Source organism: Enorma shizhengliae, from assembly GCF_009676995.1.
Lineage (GTDB): Bacteria > Actinomycetota > Coriobacteriia > Coriobacteriales > Coriobacteriaceae > Enorma > Enorma massiliensis.
The window spans coordinates 113183-128200 of sequence record NZ_VTFZ01000008.1 but is presented as its reverse complement, the minus strand read 5'-3'; the positions used below and the strand labels follow the sequence as shown (position 1 = coordinate 128200).

Genomic DNA, 15018 nt, shown 5'->3' with positions numbered 1-15018 from the left:
TCCGAGGCCTCTCTCGTCGACATGCCGTCGTCGATCCCGAGCAGGAACAGCTCGACGGTCTCCCTGGAGTGCATGCGGACCTCCGTTCCGACGCCCGACGGGCGTCCAACTTTTTGTCCGCGGTCCCAAGTCGCCCGAAAACGCCTATGATGTCCGAATCTCGCCCGAGAACGCGGGCGGCGCTCGAACTTCGCCCGACAAGGCAAACGTTGTCCGAATCTCGCCCGAGAACGTGGGCACTGCCCCAAAGCCCTCACACAAACGCGCTCGCAAGCGCGCGCGTGGCAGAACATACCCGTACGTGCTATCCTATTCCATTCACCATACGAAGCGCCGAGATACGCCGGCGCGGAGAGCAGCCATAGCGCACGCGGTGATGCGCTCAGACAGCGCGGAGGGAGGCCCATGGCGTACGACCCCATACAAGAAGATTGCCTGCGCCTGATCCTCGGCGCGATGCAGCGCGAGCGCATCTACCCCATCGAGAACGCGCCGTTCATCGAATCGTGCCTGCAGAAGTACAACCGCGACCCGGCGAGCCTCGTTGCCACCGATCGCGATAGGTCATTCCACCTGGTCACCCTTGCTACCGAGACCATCGACTACCGCCTGCCCTTCGCCCAAGACGACGAGACCGCCGACCGCGAAGCGGCAGAAGCCGAGGCGCAGCTACGCGAGGCATGCGAGCTCGACCCCGGTAACTGGGACGCCAAGCGCATGCTCGCGGCAGTGGAAGCCGAAACGAACGACGCCTATGTTGGCTACCTCATCGACTACCGGGCTGAGGTAGAGGCGGACCTCGAGCGGATGGTCTCCTCCGCCCACGATGTCTATGCGCGGGAGTTCGCGAACGGGTTTGGCAAGCGGCCCTATGTGCGCTGGCTTGCCGCCATCGCCGCACGCGCGCTCGTGGCCGGGCAATACCGCCTCGCGCTCGACGCCGCGGAAGACTGCCTCGCTTTCGCGCCGGACGATCCCGCCGATGTGCGCCTGACTGCGGTGCTTGCCATGGCAAAACTTGAATGTACCCGCGATGACCTGCGGCGCTTTCGTCAGAAGCACGCCGCGGCGTACCGCTCGCCCGCACCCGCCCGCCGCCGGCACCATCTCGCCGAAAAGACCTCCGACGCATGGGAGCTTCTTGCCGAGCTCGCCATCGCCTACCACGAGCTCGACTTCGCGGGCGCAACCCGGGCACTGCGCTCGATACTCCAGACCTACCCGCACGCAGCCGAGGCGCTTTACTTCCAAGCCGAGTTCCCCGACGGCGTCTTCGGGCGCGTTAACGTGGTGCCCGGAAGCGAGGATGAGCTCGTACTCGCCATAAGCGAAGCGACGCCACTCCTGCAAGAGGGGCTCGGCGCGCCCGACAACGCCGGGCTCGCGGTGTGGATCGCCACGCACGAGCTCGTTGAGGGAGACCTTCAGGAGTCCGCGAAGCGCCAGCGCGCTCCACACGGTGCGCGGGGCATGGGCGGCGGAGGCGAGAACTGATGGAAGCGCGGACCTACGTCTCGGCATACCTGGAGCGCATGTATCTGGCGGCGCACCCGGAGCTTACGGCGGCGGCGCGCGAGCTCGTGCACAAAGACATCCCGCAGCGCATGGAGAAATACGCCAACAGCGCCCATGAGCAGGCTCTCGTTGCCTACGCCCATACCCACGAGCACCTCATGCAGCGGCTCCGCGCCATCGAAGACGTTCCGGACGACGAAGAGTTCGACCGCAAGCGCGCCCAGCTCTTCGACGAGACGCGACTCGCCCTGTTCAAAATCGCCGAGACCGACCGCATGTGCATCGACGCGAACCTCGTGGGGCTTTTGCTCTCGAACATCAGCATCGACGCCTGCCTCGGCGAGCTCATGAAGCTCGAGCACCGCGTGCACGAGCAGCTCGTGAGCAACGTAGCGGGGTTCTCCGACAACGCGCCTCATTTTTGGGATGAACGGTTCGTGGCGGAGCGCACGCTCGAAGGCGCAGACCCGATCACCACGACAGCCGTCTTGACCGTCGAGGAACCGACGCTCGTCGGTTGGCTCCACACGCTCGAGGCGCTCGCCCAGATGTGCCTCGCGAGCGCGCGCTACCGGGCGGCCGAACGCTATGCGCGGCTGGTGCTCCGGGCCTCGGGGTACCCGAGCCACGCCGAGGGCACAGTGTTTCTGGCGCTCGCGCGCTTGGAAGATGAAGAGGGCTTTTTCGCCTTCGCCCATGAACTCGAGGCGGAACGGGGCGAGAGTGCTGCCGCGGTGCTCGACGATTCGCCGTGGTTCCTGCTTGCCCGCACGCTCCTGCTCTACAAGCTCGGTCGCCGCAAGCCCGCGCGCAGAGCGCTCCGCGATTTTGCCGCGCGATGCGAAGGGGGAGCGTTCTTCCTGCTCAACCCCACCTACATGGCGCCGTACCTGCCCGTGCGACCGCAACCGCGCGAAGCGTGGGACCTCTCTCACCAAGCAGCATGGGACGCCGACGGCATCATCGTCGACACGCCCGACTTCATTCCCTGGGCGGAGTCCGTTGACGGCGTCTACGACGAATCCGAGCGCTTCGCCAACCGCAACGGGTTCTAGCAGGTGCTTTCTGCAGCGAGTTCGCCGCACGCCCGCCATTCGCCCGGTCCCCTTCATTTGGCCTGAAGCGCGAAGGCCTCCATCGCGTTCCGGCACCCGCCCAAGCAGCTCTTCACTCTAGGCACCTCTACGCTGCCACTCCCTGCTTGAAACCTTTCGATCGCAAGGCAAAAGCGAATATAAAACTGATGCGCATGGCATGGACGGACGCTACGGTGCAAACGAGTGCCACGGCAGACCGCAGGCGGACGAAACGCGTTCCACGTGACGCCAAGCCAGCCTCTCATATAAACTTTTAAGCCGAGTTACACAATAAGAAAGAGATTTCAGTCTCTTACTGCGTATTTCAGCATGAAAGTTTATTGAAAAGCGGCAGCGAACCGGCATCGAAAAATGGCAACAAGCATGTCGAATGGAGGCAGTCCCCATTCGACAGTTTTGGCATTGCGCACGAGCGTGGAGGGCCGTATACTGGCGCCGTTGGCCGAGTGGGGCATGAGGCCCTGCAGCGCGTGTGGCGACGCCATCGGTCCAACGAGGAGGAACGAGGTACCGTGCGCATCTGCTAGACATGTTCAAGGTTATTCATTTGGCGCTCGTAGCCGGCAGCCGTACCGTGGCTCCGCAACCTGCGGCAGCACTGCGGCTCCGCAACCTGCAGCCGCACTGCGGCTCCGCAGCCCGCAGCCACATTGGCTCGCCAGGAGTCCCATGGCACCGAGCACGACGCCCCACCAGGAAGACATGCCTATGCAGATTACCCTTTCGAGCGTGCGCTACACCTATCCTGGCGCCACGGAACCCATCCTGAACAACGTAAATGTCACCTTTCCACAAGGCTGGAGCGGCCTTCTGGGCGACAACGGTTGCGGCAAGACCACGCTCGCACGCATTGCGGTTGGCGCTCTCAAGCCTGACTCCGGCAGTGTGACGGGAGGCCTTTTCTGCGTGCTCTGCCCCCAAGAAACGGATACCCCACCCGATGCGCTCGCAGACTTTGCCCTCGACTATGGACGCGAAGCGCGGCGGTTGCGAGAGATCTTTCATCTGGACGACGAGATGCCCTGGCGCTTCGACGAGCTCTCGCATGGCGAGCGCAAAAAGCTGCAGGTCGCCGTTGCGCTTTGGCAGCGACCCGACGCGCTCGTGCTCGACGAGCCGACCAACCATATCGATCACGAAGCCCGCGAGGAGCTTGCCCAAGCGCTCCGCAGCTTCACCGGCGTGGGCATCCTCGTGAGCCACGACCGCGACCTACTCGACGCGCTCGCCGATCGCTGCATCTCGTTCGAAGCAGGCAAGCTCATTGGGCGGCCCGGCGGCTACACGGCAGCGCATGCACAGGCGGAGCGTGAACGGACGGCGAACCAAAGAGAGCGGCAAACGGCAAAAGCACAGTTGGCGCGCCTTGCTGCCGAAAAGGATGCCCGAGCGCACGAAGCCGCGCGGGCGCAGGCGCGCCTCTCCAAACGCCACCTCGATCCGAAGGATCATTCCGCTAAGGGCAAGATCGACCTTGCCAAGTTCACCGGGCAGGACGGCGCACGGGGCAGGCTCTCCGCTCAAATGGACGCACGGGTTGCCGCCGCGCGCGACCGCCTCGACCAGACGCGCATCGAGAAGCGCTACGACGGCGATCTCTGGCTCGAAGCGCGGCCGAGCCCGCGCAAGACGCTTCTACGCATCGATGCGGCCGAGATACCCTGCGGGCACAGCGTGCTCACGGTGCCGCGCCTGTTCGTGGGCAACACCGACCATATCGGCATCGTGGGGCCGAACGGCGCGGGCAAAAGCACGCTCCTGCGCTATCTGAAGCCTCGCATCGCCGCCGACCTCGCCGTCCTTGATATTCCGCAGGAGCTAACAACCGAAGAGCGGCAACGCGTTGTGCAGCGCGTGGCCGAGCTTTCCCCCGCCGAGCGCGGACGCGTGCTCTCGACTGTGGCGCAGCTCAACTCCGAACCGGACCGTATCCTCGAAGGCGGAAGAACAAGCCCCGGCGAGCTGCGCAAACTTATGCTAGCGCTTGGAATACTGCGCGCGCCTGAGCTCATCATCATGGATGAGCCCACCAACCACTTGGACCTTCATTCGGTCGAGGCCCTCGAGCGGGCGCTCGCCGCGTACCCCGGCGCGCTGCTGCTCGTAAGCCACGACCATGCGTTTCTGCGTGCCTGCACCGCGCGCACGTGGCGCGTCGAGGGCGGCGCCGTCTCGGAGCGGTAAAAGCCGAGCCAACCTCGCCCATCGAGCTACCAGCAGCCGAAAAGCTCCGCCGCCTGCGCCATCTTCTCGGCCACCTTCACACCGAAGGGGCAGCGGCTCTCGCACGCGTGGCAGGCGATGCACGCGTCGGCGCGCACGTCGAGCGCGCGGTAGTGCTCGCGCAGGGAATCCGGCACCTCGGGCTGCATGGCGGCGAGGTCGTAGAACTTGTTGACTGTGGGGATGTCGATGCCCTTGGGGCACGGCGCACAGTGGCCGCAGTACGTGCACTGCCCGTAGTAGGCGTGGCGCGGCGCACCAGCAAGCACGCTTGCGTAGTCGCGCTCCTCGGGCCCAGCCGTCTCGTACGCCACAGCCTCTGCCACGTGCTCCGGCGTGGTGAAACCGACCATGATGCTCGCCACCGCCGGGCGAGTGAGCGCGTAGTGGATGCACTGCACCGGCGTGAGCGCGACGCCGAACGGCGAGGTCGCGGCATCGAGCAGGCGGCCGCCCGCGTAGCCCTTCATGACCGTGATGCCCGTGCCCGCCTGCTCGGCGAGTGCGTAGAGCTCCGCGCGGTCGGCGTTGATGCCGTCGAGGCCCTCCTGGCTGTAATCACCGAAGAGGTCATCGAGGTTATCGCTCGCGGGCATCATGTCGAAGGCCGGGTTCACGGAGAAGAGCATCATCTCGATGCCCGGCTCAGCCGCCGCGAGCTTGGCCACCGCCGGATTGTGGGTGGAAAGGCCGACGTGTCGGATGGTGCCGGCCTGCTTGAGTTCCTGCACGTAACCCCAGAACGGCCCAGCCGTAATCTGTTCGAATTCCTCGATCTTATCCACGTAGTGAATCATGCCGAGGTCCATGTAGTCGGTATGGAAGCGCTGAAGCAGGTCCTCGAAGGCGGGCTTGACCTGGTCGAGGTCGCGCGTGCGTACGTACTGCTCGTCCTGCCACGTGGAGCCAAGGTGCCCCTGAATGGTCCAGCGGTCTCGACTGCCGAGCTCCCGGAACGCGTCGCCCAGGTTGGAGCGGCGCGTGGGGTCGGGCATCCAGCAGTCGAGGATGTTGATGCCCGCGTCCTCGCAGGCGCGCGTGACGGCGAGCGTTTCCTCGAGCGTGCCGTCCATCCATTCGCCGCCAAAGCCGATCTCGCTGACCTTGAGCCCCGTGGTGCCAAGCGTGCGGTACTGCATGATGCCCTCCCCTTGCTGGCGAAGCAGACGGCGGCATCCATGCCTGCCGCAAGCAGCGCTACCAGCACAAACATCGGCGCCGATAACGCGTGGGCAACGGTGCGCGGTCGCCGCCGCTTCGCATGTCACTCTTGGTGTAAGTATAGATGCTGGTGCGGACAACAGCTGACGGGTCCGCTATGCATAGCGCGTTGTGATAACACGTGAACCACGAATCGAACGCATGAGCAGTGAGGCCGCACAGGGTTTCGTTGGTGCACGGACCATGTATCGCATGCGTGGACTAAGTGCCAGCGCAGGGCTTCGCGGGAATACGGTATGACCGAACGCATTCCTGCCGCAATACCTTCCCCCGATGGTCATCCATTGGTCTCGTTTTTCTTTCCCGATGATGACAACGCGCACCCGATGCCCCACAATGCGGTGAACGATTCGCTTATGTGAACCATTGAACGGTGCCGCATAAACGTCCGAGCAAAGGAGGCGCTATGAGCGATATCTGCGGTTCGCAAGCAGCAGCGCGCTCCATGCAGCAGCTCGCTCGCGTGATCGCGCATGCCGAGCAATTCGTACGCCTCGTCCAAGAACTTGATGCGCGGGCAGAAGCCGGGAAGCACGCGTGTAGCGAATCCGGCACCGGCCTTTCCCCTGCCACAGGCAGCCGCGTTGCCGCGAACCCTTCTCCCGCTGCAGGGCCCTCCACCGCGACGCGCTCTATCACGAAATTCCCCACTTCAGCGACCTTCGCCGCCGCAGGGCACTCCTCCGCGGGCTCACCCCCTGCCACGGGCTCATCCCCCTCACCCCATTCGACCATCTCCAGAAAGGAACCCGCATGACCGCACCGACCGTCACGTCGCCCAGCCCCTTCGACCGACACATCGCCACACTCAACCGCACCGACCTCATGAGCCTCCTCGCCGCGCGCCACTCAGTGCGAAGCTTCACCGACCGGCCCATCGAGGAAGGTGCCGTCGCGCAGCTACAGGCCGAGGCCGACGCTCTGAACGAGCGGCTCGGCCTTTCCATCCAGCTCTGCCTCGACAACCCCGAGGCATTCAACGGCCGGCTCGCACACTACGGGTCGTTTCGCAACGCGCGCAACCACATCGCACTCGTAGGACCCACGCGCCCCGGCCTCGATGAGGCGTGCGGCTATGCGGGCGAACGGCTCGCGCTGCTTGCACAAGAACTCGGACTCAATACCTGCTGGGTGGCGCTCACGTATAGCAAGAAGGCAAGTGCCGCGCGCGTGGCGGCGGGCGAGAAGTTCGTCTGCTGCATCGCGCTCGGATATGGCGAGAAGGCCGGCGTCGCGCATAAAGTAAAGCCAATCGAGAAGCTTGGCCGAACGGCCGCCGGCTCGGAACTCGCTACGGCGCCCGCCTGGTTCGCTGCTGGTCTTGGGGCCGCCCAGCTCGCCCCCACCGCCGTCAACCAGCAGCGCTTCCGCTTCGAACTTGCCGCCGACGAGCACGCCGTGCGCACTCGGGCGCTGCCCGCCGTCTCATGCGGGCACATCGACCTTGGCATCGCCAAGCTGCATTTCGAACTTGGCGCCAACAGTGTCTCTCGTGATTGGTCCTTTGCATGAGCGACCGTTAACCAAACGATGATGGTCGCTCGGACATGCGCCAACAAGCGGCTCGAAAACGGCGCCGAGCACTAGAGACGCAGGGACACGGTCGACATACCCAAAGCCCTTGCCGCCGCAGAAAGCCTCACTCTTCCAATTCCTGGCCGGATAGTTGGCCTCGGTTGCAGCGACGAAGGCCCCGTCCGGCATCCAAAGCGCAGGCCGGGATCAAAACTCCCGCCAAAGGATCGGATTTTCGGGATACCCCTATGTATACAGAGAGCAGCCCGCCATAAAATGCCTGCTCACGGGCTCGCGTAAAAACGGTCTACTTTAGGGGTAGATGAAAATTCGATCCTTTGGCCGGACTTTTATTAATGGTGGCTCCACTCGGCGGAAAACCTATGCAAAAGTGCCGCAAGCCCGTCCCAAATACGACAGACCGGCAGCTCAAAAACGCTCAACGTCGCGTCTGTCGCACCGGCACCGGTCTGGAGGCTCGCCTCACGCGTAACCGAGCGCTTTCCGGGCACCATGCTCACCTCGGAAACCATCGATGACGAGCAAGAAGTCGAGAGAAGGCTTTTCGACCGCTCGGCCGACCTTGCAATCACGCGGCGGCCCATCGGCCTGCCCAACGTGGCCTGCGTGCCGTTCATGGTCGAGAACCTGTTCATCTACGCACCGGCAACGGACTCCATCGCGCAGCAGACGAGCGTCAGGCTCGCGGACCTCGACGGGCGTGCCTTCCTCATGAACGCCGACGTCGGCTTCTGGGGCGACATGACGCGCGCGGCACTGCCCAACGCGCGAATCATCATGCAGCAGGATTCCAACGTGCTCGCGCAGCTGATTCGCACGTCGGATGTGCTGGGCTTTGTCACCGACGTATCTGAGTTCAACCACCCCGACGAGAACCGCGTGCGCGTGCCCATCCAAGACGCCGACGCGCACGCCACGTTCTACGTGGTCGCCATGATCGACGCGCCGCAGGCCGTGCTAGATATCGTCGAGGCGGTTAGGCGGTAGCTGCGCGACCGAAGCCGCCCGGTGAACACCCTGGCAGCAATGGCCCCGGCCAAGCAGGACCGATATTGCGCGCAAGGCAACGCTGGAACATGTTCCAGCCTCGCCAAATGATAAAACTAACCGGGTTGGTTTTATCATTTTCGATCGACCTGTTCCCGCACTAGAAAAGGCGGGCACCCCGAAGAACACCCGCCTATCCTGCACTATCGCCTCGCGCTCGATACCGAGCGCGCATGCCACCATTCCTTTCGGCTGCACACCTACGCCTGCGCGGCGATCTGCCCCTTCACAAGATTTAGCAGGCCGCCGATAAGCTGCACGTCGCGATGGTCATAGCAAATCGAGCGGTCGCAATCGAGCTCGGCGATTTTCGCCTTATCCTCGTCGGAAAGCTGGAAGTCGAGCACGTCGAAGTTCTCTTCCATGCGCTCCTTGTGCGTAGACTTGGGAATCACGATGACACCGAGGTCGAGGAGGTAGCGCAACGCCACCTGGCCCACGGACTTGCCGTACTTCTCGCCAATCTCGGAGAGCAGCGGGTTCTGGAAGAAGTTGTTGGCGCCCTCGGCGAACGGGCCCCATGCCATGTGCGCTACGCCAAGGTTCTCCATGTTCTCATGCGCGTAGTGCTGCTGCCAGAACACATGGGTCTCGACCTGGTTGACCATAGGCGCCACCTCGGCGAACGTGCAGATGTCGAGCAGGCGCTTGGGGTCGAAGTTGGAAACGCCGATCGCGCGGACGAGGCCGTCCTTGTACGCACGCTCCATGTCGCGCCACGCCGCGTGGTAATCGTTGTAGGCCTGGTGAAGGAGCATAAGGTCAATCTGATCCACGCCAAGGAGCTCGAGCGACTGCTTGATGGAGTCGTAGGTCTTGCCCTCGCCGTAGTTGGAAACCCACACCTTGCTCACGATGAAGAGCTCGTCGCGCGCAACGCCGCTCGCCTTGATGCCGGCGCCCACGCCGCGCTCGTTGCCATACGCCTGAGCGGTGTCGATCATGCGGTAGCCGCTCGCGATGGCGTCCTCGACGCAGCGCTCGGTGGTGGCGTCGTCGATCTGGAACACGCCGTAGCCGAGCATGGGCATCTTCACGCCGTTGGAAAGGGTCTTGTACTCCATGGGAACCTCCTTTGTGCCTCCCGCGCCGGCACCCATAGCCGACGTGAGCGCATGGCTTGTGCTTGGCTTCATTGTGCTCGCATGCCACGGCTGCTCCTGCGTCTATGACGATATGCCGCTATGCGCCAGATGCATGCTCGGCACAATGTGAAAACAGACCAGGAGATCTTTCATTGGAGGAAGTCTACAAAAGCAAGCAGACGGCGATTATCTCGTCTTCTACGGGGACCTCTCCGCAATATCGTTCATTATCTTGTCGAGTGCTCCGCAAAAACTTGTCGAATGCCGCAAATTGCGCAACTTCGGCAAGATTATGCGGAGCACTCGACAAGTTTATGAACCCGTCTATGCAGGGGACGACATCATAGGAGCACGCCGGTTCACAAGCGCACCGCCCCCGCGCAAAAAACGGCGCCGCAGGCAACCCACCTGCAACGCCGTTCGAAACGCACTATGCAACGTATGAGCAGACGCCTACTTCGCGACCTCCACGACAGCGGTGCCCGCGTCAACGTGCGCATCTGCCTCGGCAGTCATGGTCACACTGGCATACTCAGCCGTGTTGGACACGGCGAGCACCACGCAATCAGGATGCCCGGCAGCGGCAATCTCGCTGCGATCGATCTTGATCATGGGGTCGCCGGCGTTTACGTGGTCGCCCTGCTTCACATAGCCCGTGAAGCCGCGGCCCTTCATGTCCACGGTATCGACGCCCACATGCACGAGAACCTCGACGCCGCTATCGCTCTTGAGGCCCACCGCGTGCCCCATGGTCACGGTCACCTCGCCGGACACGGGCGCATACACCACGTCGTTCTCGGGCCAGATCGCGCACCCCTTGCCGAGCACCTCGCCGCTGAAGACCGGGTCGGGCACGTCGGCCATCTTAATGGCCTTCCCCGAAACCGGGGCGCACAGCGCGAAGTCGGAAGCTTGCGCGGTGATCGCAGCGGGCGTGGCCGGGGCGGCAGGCTCAGCCGAGACGGCCTTCTTGAACTTATCGAAGAGTCCCATACAGTTCGCTCCTTTACAAAGGCTGGTAGTTACCACCAGTTTACGAGCCTTCTACCCCGTCCTCCGCGAGGTTTTTCAGTTACGCCGCCTGCGCGTCGTCTTTGCACGCCATCATGGTCGCTACGGCAGAACCCCGGCACGACGCAGCCCAAATATCGCAACCATTTCTTAGAATGCAATGATGCGGTTGCATCCACATGCCGAGAAGTATCCGCTCGTTGCGTAGTTATAACTAAAAGGTTCATGCCGGACGATGCACATCGGGACGCGCATCGGAGCAAAATACGAAACGCATCCGAACGGGATGCGGAGCAAACCGAAAGCGAGTGTGGGGTAAACAGTCTCACTGCCATCACATGCAGCGCCGGGACCTGCTACTCCTGCGCGTCGAAGTCGGGCTTGATAGCGAGGTAACCAGCAAGTGCTTCCTCGGTGGCCTCGTAGTACTTCTTCGTGCCGTCGAGCTTGGCGATCTCTGCCATCTCTTCATCAGTGAGCTCGAAATCGAAGATGTCGGCGTTATCTGCGATGTGGGCGGGATTCTTGGAACCCGGAATGATTGACGTACCCATCTGCACATGCCAGCGAAGAATGACCTGGACCGGCGCCTTGCCGTACTTCTCGGCAAGCTTGGTGAAGACCGGCTCCTCCTGCAGGCCCTTGTCGCCGTGGCCGAGCGGATACCAAGCCTCAATCACGATGCCGTACTGGCTCAGGTACTCACGGAGGTCCGACTGGGCGAAGTACGGATGGCACTCTACCGTCACGAGCTGCGGCTTAATCTCCGCATGATCGATGACCTCGGCAATCTTCTCCTGCGGGAAGTTGGAAAGGCCGAGCGCGCGAACCTTGCCCTCCTTATAGGCCTTCTCCATGGTCTTCCATGCAGCGAGGTAGTTGCCCACCGGCTGGTGGAGGATGAGCATGTCAACGTAATCCAAGCCCAGACGATTGAGCGTGCCCTCGATGGCAGCGTCGCCGGCCTCGTAGACCGAGGGCCAAAGCTTGGTAGAAACGAAAATCTTATCGCGCGCAACACCGCTCTTGGCAATGGCGCGGCCAACAGCCTTCTCGTTCATGTATGCGTTTGCAGTATCGATATGCTCGTAGCCGGCCTCAAGTGCCGCGAGCGACGCGGCCTCGGCCTCGGCCGGGCTCATAAGAAAGGTGCCCAGGCCCTCGACCGGCATTTTGACATCATTGTTAAGCTTCAGATACTCCATGGTAGCCTCGCTTTCCGCCGTGCTCGCACGGCATCGTTGTGCTTCGCCACCATTGTGCCCGCAGCGGGCCGGCACACCGCCGTCTACCCCGATATGCCGCTATGCGCGCGACGCATACTCGCCCGGAAAACAAGTCTCAAGACCTCCAATGCGGCCCCGCGACGCAAAACTCTCGCCAAAGGATCGAATTTTTGGCCACCGTCCGAGTACAGCCGCGATTGCGCTCAAAAGAATGCCAGCTAGAGGGGCTGCGTATTTTCGTGATACTTGGACGTACGCGCAAAATTCGATCCTTTGGCGAAAGTTTTGCTTTGAAGCCTGAAGTGGGACACAATATCCTGGCGCCTTTGTTCCATCCTTGTCCCAACTCAGCACCTTTGTCCCCTGCGAGGAGGCCGCGATGTTCAACCTTGTGCTGTTCGAGCCGGAGATACCAGCCAATACGGGCAATATCGGCCGAACCTGCGTGGTCACGGGCACAAGGCTGCATCTCATCGAACCGCTCGGCTTCTCGCTCGACGAGCGCGCGCTCAAGCGGGCGGGCTTGGGATACTGGGGCAATCTCGACCTTGCGGTGTACCCGGACTGGAACGACTTCTGTCGCCGCAATGGACTGGCCGCGCACGGTCCCGAACCCCGACTGCACCTTCTAACCAAGAAAGCGCGCCGAACCCATGCGGAGTCCACGTACCGCGACGAAGATTATCTCGTGCTCGGAAAGGAGAGCTCAGGCATCCCCGAGGAGCTGCTCGCGCGCTATGCCGAGAGCTGCGAACGCATTCCGATGCTGCCCGACAAGGTGACGCTCGCCAACCGCGCCGCCTGGGAGCACCGCACCGGCGAACTCGCCGAAGAGGGGTACGCCCCGGCGGAGCAAGCCGAACGCGGCCAAGCGGGCGGGCATGAGGCGCTTCAACGGCAAGACATCTGCGGCAACTTCATCGATCCCACGGATTACCGCATCAGCGCGCTCAACCTTTCCAATGCAGCCGCCGTTGTCCTCTATGAGGCGCTCCGCCAAACTGACTTCCCCGGCATGGACTGATAAAACGAACCGGGTTCGTTTTATCATTTTTACAGGGCGTCCTCACCGCGCTCGCCGGTGCGAATACGAACAGCCTCCTCGACCGGGGTCACGAAAATCTTGCCGTCGCCGACCTCGCCCGTCTTAGCGACCGCACAAATGATATCGATAAGCTCCTCGACTTCCCCATCTGCCACCACGAGGCACATCTTGACCTTGGGCACCATGTTGAGCAACACCTCGGTACCGCGATAGAACTCCTTCCAGCCACGTTGGTTGCCGAAACCCTGCACCTCCGAAACCGCCATGCCATGCACGCCCGCGCTGGTGAGCGCATCCTTGAGCGGCTCGAGTATCTCGGGTCGAACGATTGCCGTTATTTGCTTCATGGAATCCTCCTGTTGAATACCTTCGCTCTCGCAGGATAGGTGGCGGTTGCCGAGGCTACGGCACCGGACCGTCGCCCGCGTGGCAACACCAGCCGCCCGGGCATTGCCCCCTTGCCTGCGCAACATTCCCGCCGCCGGCTCGAACGGGCGAACCGCCTGTCCATGCTGCGCTGCCCGTTGCCCGCACTACCAGCGCGCCGCTACACATCCAGCCCCGTGTACGCCGGGTACGCGCTCTCACCGTGCTGAGCCACGTCAAGGCCGAGCGCCTCCTCGCCGCCGTCCACACGCAACCGCCCATGGAACACGGCTTTCACCACGAGCGCGATGGCCACATCGAGCACGAGAACGGCCGCCGCCGTAACGAGAATGCCCAGCACCTGGTCGGCAAGAAGCTCCGCATTGCCCGTGTAGATGAGCCCGCCGATCCCCGTCGGCGAAAGCTCCGGCACGCAAAAGATTCCGGTTAGGACACCACCCAGGATACCGCCGATGCCATGACAACCAAACGCATCGAGCGCGTCGTCGTAACCAAGCCGCGCCTTAAGATGCGAGATTGCAAAGAAGCATACCGGCGAAACGACAATCCCCATGACCACCGCAGCCCATGGCTCCACGTAGCCTGCCGCCGGCGTGACCACCACGAGGCCGGCGACGAGGCCCGTGCATGCGCCAACGAGCGTGCACTTTCCCGTTGCCAATCGGTCCACGACCATCCATGAGGCCATACCTGCCGCACTTGAGACCACGGTATTCAGCACCGCGAGCACCGCGATGTGATCGGCCGCGAACGCCGACCCGCCGTTGAAGCCGAACCATCCGAACCAAAGCAGCCCCGCGCCGAGCGCGACGAACGGAACATTGTGCGCGCGGTACGTCTTGAGACCGAAGCCCTTGCGGCCGCCGAGAAACAGGCAAAGGACAAGCCCCGTGAGGCCCGAGCTGATGTGAACCACGTCGCCTCCGGCAAAATCGAGCGCGCCGATGATACCCCCGATGAGGCTTTCCTCACCGCCCCACACCATGTGCGCGAGCGGCGCATAGACCACGACCGACCAGATGCCGATGAACAGCGCGATCGCCCCGAAGCGCATGCGCCCGGCCACTGACCCCGTCACGATGCCAGCCGTGATGAGCGCGAACGCCATCTGGAAAACGATGTCGAGAACCGTTGGGTAGAGGGTGCCGTCGGGCACGCTCTGGGCCTCCGCAAGGAGCAGCTCAACTGTTCCAGCGAGTCCCACCTGGTCGAAACCACCGATGATAGGATTGTCGCCGCCCCCGCCGTAGGCGAGCGACCAACCCACAAACACCCAGGTGAGCCCCGCGATGCCAATCACCATGAGCGACATGAACATGGTGTTGATGACGTTCTTGCGTCGCGAGAGACCACCGTAGAAAAAGGCGAGCCCCGGCGTCATCAGGAGCACGAGCATCGTGCAGACGAGCATGAACGCGGTAGAGCCAGTGTCATACATGCGCATTCCCCCTTCGTATCGAGCGGGGCGTGCACGGCTTCGCGGCTGCACGGCCGCACGGCTACGTGGCTGCACGGCACACTCCACACGCCGCGTGGCAACTCGTCACCTGATGGCACGCCGCGAATCCGATGGCCCGAACTCACGGTGAGACACCACGCCAGCACGCAGGCCCGCTTCCGATGGA

12 protein-coding genes are annotated in these 15018 nt (G+C 62.9%); 6 read left to right on the top strand and 6 right to left on the bottom strand.

Annotated elements, in window-relative coordinates; translation table 11 throughout:
- Nucleotides 1-405 precede the first annotated feature (405 nt).
- The 3 genes from GJE22_RS07020 (at nt 406) to GJE22_RS07010 (ending at nt 4796) form a co-directional block, all read left to right on the top strand.
- The gene (locus GJE22_RS07020) at nt 406-1494 is read left to right on the top strand and encodes a hypothetical protein (protein ID WP_144688605.1); all 1089 of its coding nucleotides are present in this window, start codon (nt 406-408) and stop codon (nt 1492-1494) included.
- Complete coding sequence (locus tag GJE22_RS07015) at nt 1494-2570, top strand: hypothetical protein (protein WP_144688604.1); 1077 nt, start codon at nt 1494-1496, stop codon at nt 2568-2570. The genes GJE22_RS07020 and GJE22_RS07015 overlap by 1 nt, the downstream gene beginning before the upstream one ends.
- A gap of 711 nt (nt 2571-3281) precedes the next feature.
- Complete coding sequence (locus GJE22_RS07010) at nt 3282-4796, top strand: ATP-binding cassette domain-containing protein (RefSeq protein ID WP_328592323.1); 1515 nt, start codon at nt 3282-3284, stop codon at nt 4794-4796.
- Between the two features lie 26 nt (nt 4797-4822).
- On the opposite strand, the gene GJE22_RS07005 is transcribed toward GJE22_RS07010, so the two are convergent.
- Nucleotides 4823-5974, bottom strand: coding sequence for an aldo/keto reductase (locus tag GJE22_RS07005; protein WP_144688603.1), 1152 nt, complete (start codon nt 5972-5974; stop codon nt 4823-4825).
- 835 nt (nt 5975-6809) lie between these two features.
- On the opposite strand from GJE22_RS07005, the gene GJE22_RS07000 reads away from it, so the two are divergent.
- On the top strand, nt 6810-7568 hold the full coding sequence (locus GJE22_RS07000) for a nitroreductase family protein (RefSeq protein WP_218957894.1): 759 nt from the start codon (nt 6810-6812) through the stop codon (nt 7566-7568).
- 414 nt (nt 7569-7982) lie between these two features.
- A complete protein-coding gene (locus GJE22_RS06995) occupies nt 7983-8579 on the top strand; it encodes a substrate-binding domain-containing protein (RefSeq protein ID WP_144688602.1) in 597 nt (198 codons plus the stop codon).
- 260 nt (nt 8580-8839) lie between these two features.
- Here the strand turns inward: GJE22_RS06995 and GJE22_RS06990 are convergent, their stop codons facing one another.
- The 3 genes from GJE22_RS06990 to GJE22_RS06980 form a co-directional block, all read right to left on the bottom strand.
- On the bottom strand, nt 8840-9703 hold the full coding sequence (locus GJE22_RS06990; RefSeq protein ID WP_144688601.1) for an aldo/keto reductase: 864 nt from the start codon (nt 9701-9703) through the stop codon (nt 8840-8842).
- A 474-nt stretch (nt 9704-10177) separates the two neighbouring features.
- Nucleotides 10178-10717, bottom strand: a complete 540-nt coding sequence (locus GJE22_RS06985; RefSeq protein ID WP_144688600.1) for a PTS sugar transporter subunit IIA — start codon at nt 10715-10717, stop codon at nt 10178-10180.
- 374 nt (nt 10718-11091) lie between these two features.
- Entirely contained in the window at nt 11092-11940 is an 849-nt protein-coding gene (locus tag GJE22_RS06980) for an aldo/keto reductase (protein WP_144688599.1), read from the bottom strand.
- Nucleotides 11941-12340: 400 nt separating this feature from the next.
- Here GJE22_RS06980 and GJE22_RS06975 point away from each other — a divergent pair, with 400 nt between their 5' ends.
- Entirely contained in the window at nt 12341-12985 is a 645-nt protein-coding gene (locus GJE22_RS06975; protein ID WP_144688598.1) for a tRNA (cytidine(34)-2'-O)-methyltransferase, read from the top strand.
- Nucleotides 12986-13014: 29 nt separating this feature from the next.
- Here the strand turns inward: GJE22_RS06975 and GJE22_RS06970 are convergent, their stop codons facing one another.
- Both GJE22_RS06970 and GJE22_RS06965 read right to left on the bottom strand, forming a co-directional pair.
- The gene (locus GJE22_RS06970; protein WP_144688597.1) at nt 13015-13353 is read right to left on the bottom strand and encodes a P-II family nitrogen regulator; all 339 of its coding nucleotides are present in this window, start codon (nt 13351-13353) and stop codon (nt 13015-13017) included.
- Nucleotides 13354-13553: 200 nt separating this feature from the next.
- Nucleotides 13554-14831 carry an ammonium transporter gene (locus GJE22_RS06965; RefSeq protein WP_144688596.1) on the bottom strand — a complete coding sequence of 426 codons (1278 nt, stop codon included), beginning with the start codon at nt 14829-14831 and terminating at the stop codon, nt 13554-13556.
- Between the last annotated feature and the right edge of the window lie 187 nt (nt 14832-15018).

Coding starts and splice junctions, on each gene's coding strand:
- GJE22_RS07020 (WP_144688605.1), top strand. CDS start 406: ATGGCGTACGACCCCATACAAGAAGATTGCCTGCGCCTGATCCTCGGC.
- GJE22_RS07015 (WP_144688604.1), top strand. CDS start 1,494: ATGGAAGCGCGGACCTACGTCTCGGCATACCTGGAGCGCATGTATCTG.
- GJE22_RS07010 (WP_328592323.1), top strand. CDS start 3,282: ATGGCACCGAGCACGACGCCCCACCAGGAAGACATGCCTATGCAGATT.
- GJE22_RS07005 (WP_144688603.1), bottom strand. CDS start 5,974: ATGCAGTACCGCACGCTTGGCACCACGGGGCTCAAGGTCAGCGAGATC.
- GJE22_RS07000 (WP_218957894.1), top strand. CDS start 6,810: ATGACCGCACCGACCGTCACGTCGCCCAGCCCCTTCGACCGACACATC.
- GJE22_RS06990 (WP_144688601.1), bottom strand. CDS start 9,703: ATGGAGTACAAGACCCTTTCCAACGGCGTGAAGATGCCCATGCTCGGC.
- GJE22_RS06985 (WP_144688600.1), bottom strand. CDS start 10,717: ATGGGACTCTTCGATAAGTTCAAGAAGGCCGTCTCGGCTGAGCCTGCC.
- GJE22_RS06980 (WP_144688599.1), bottom strand. CDS start 11,940: ATGGAGTATCTGAAGCTTAACAATGATGTCAAAATGCCGGTCGAGGGC.
- GJE22_RS06975 (WP_144688598.1), top strand. CDS start 12,341: ATGTTCAACCTTGTGCTGTTCGAGCCGGAGATACCAGCCAATACGGGC.
- GJE22_RS06970 (WP_144688597.1), bottom strand. CDS start 13,353: ATGAAGCAAATAACGGCAATCGTTCGACCCGAGATACTCGAGCCGCTC.
- GJE22_RS06965 (WP_144688596.1), bottom strand. CDS start 14,831: ATGTATGACACTGGCTCTACCGCGTTCATGCTCGTCTGCACGATGCTC.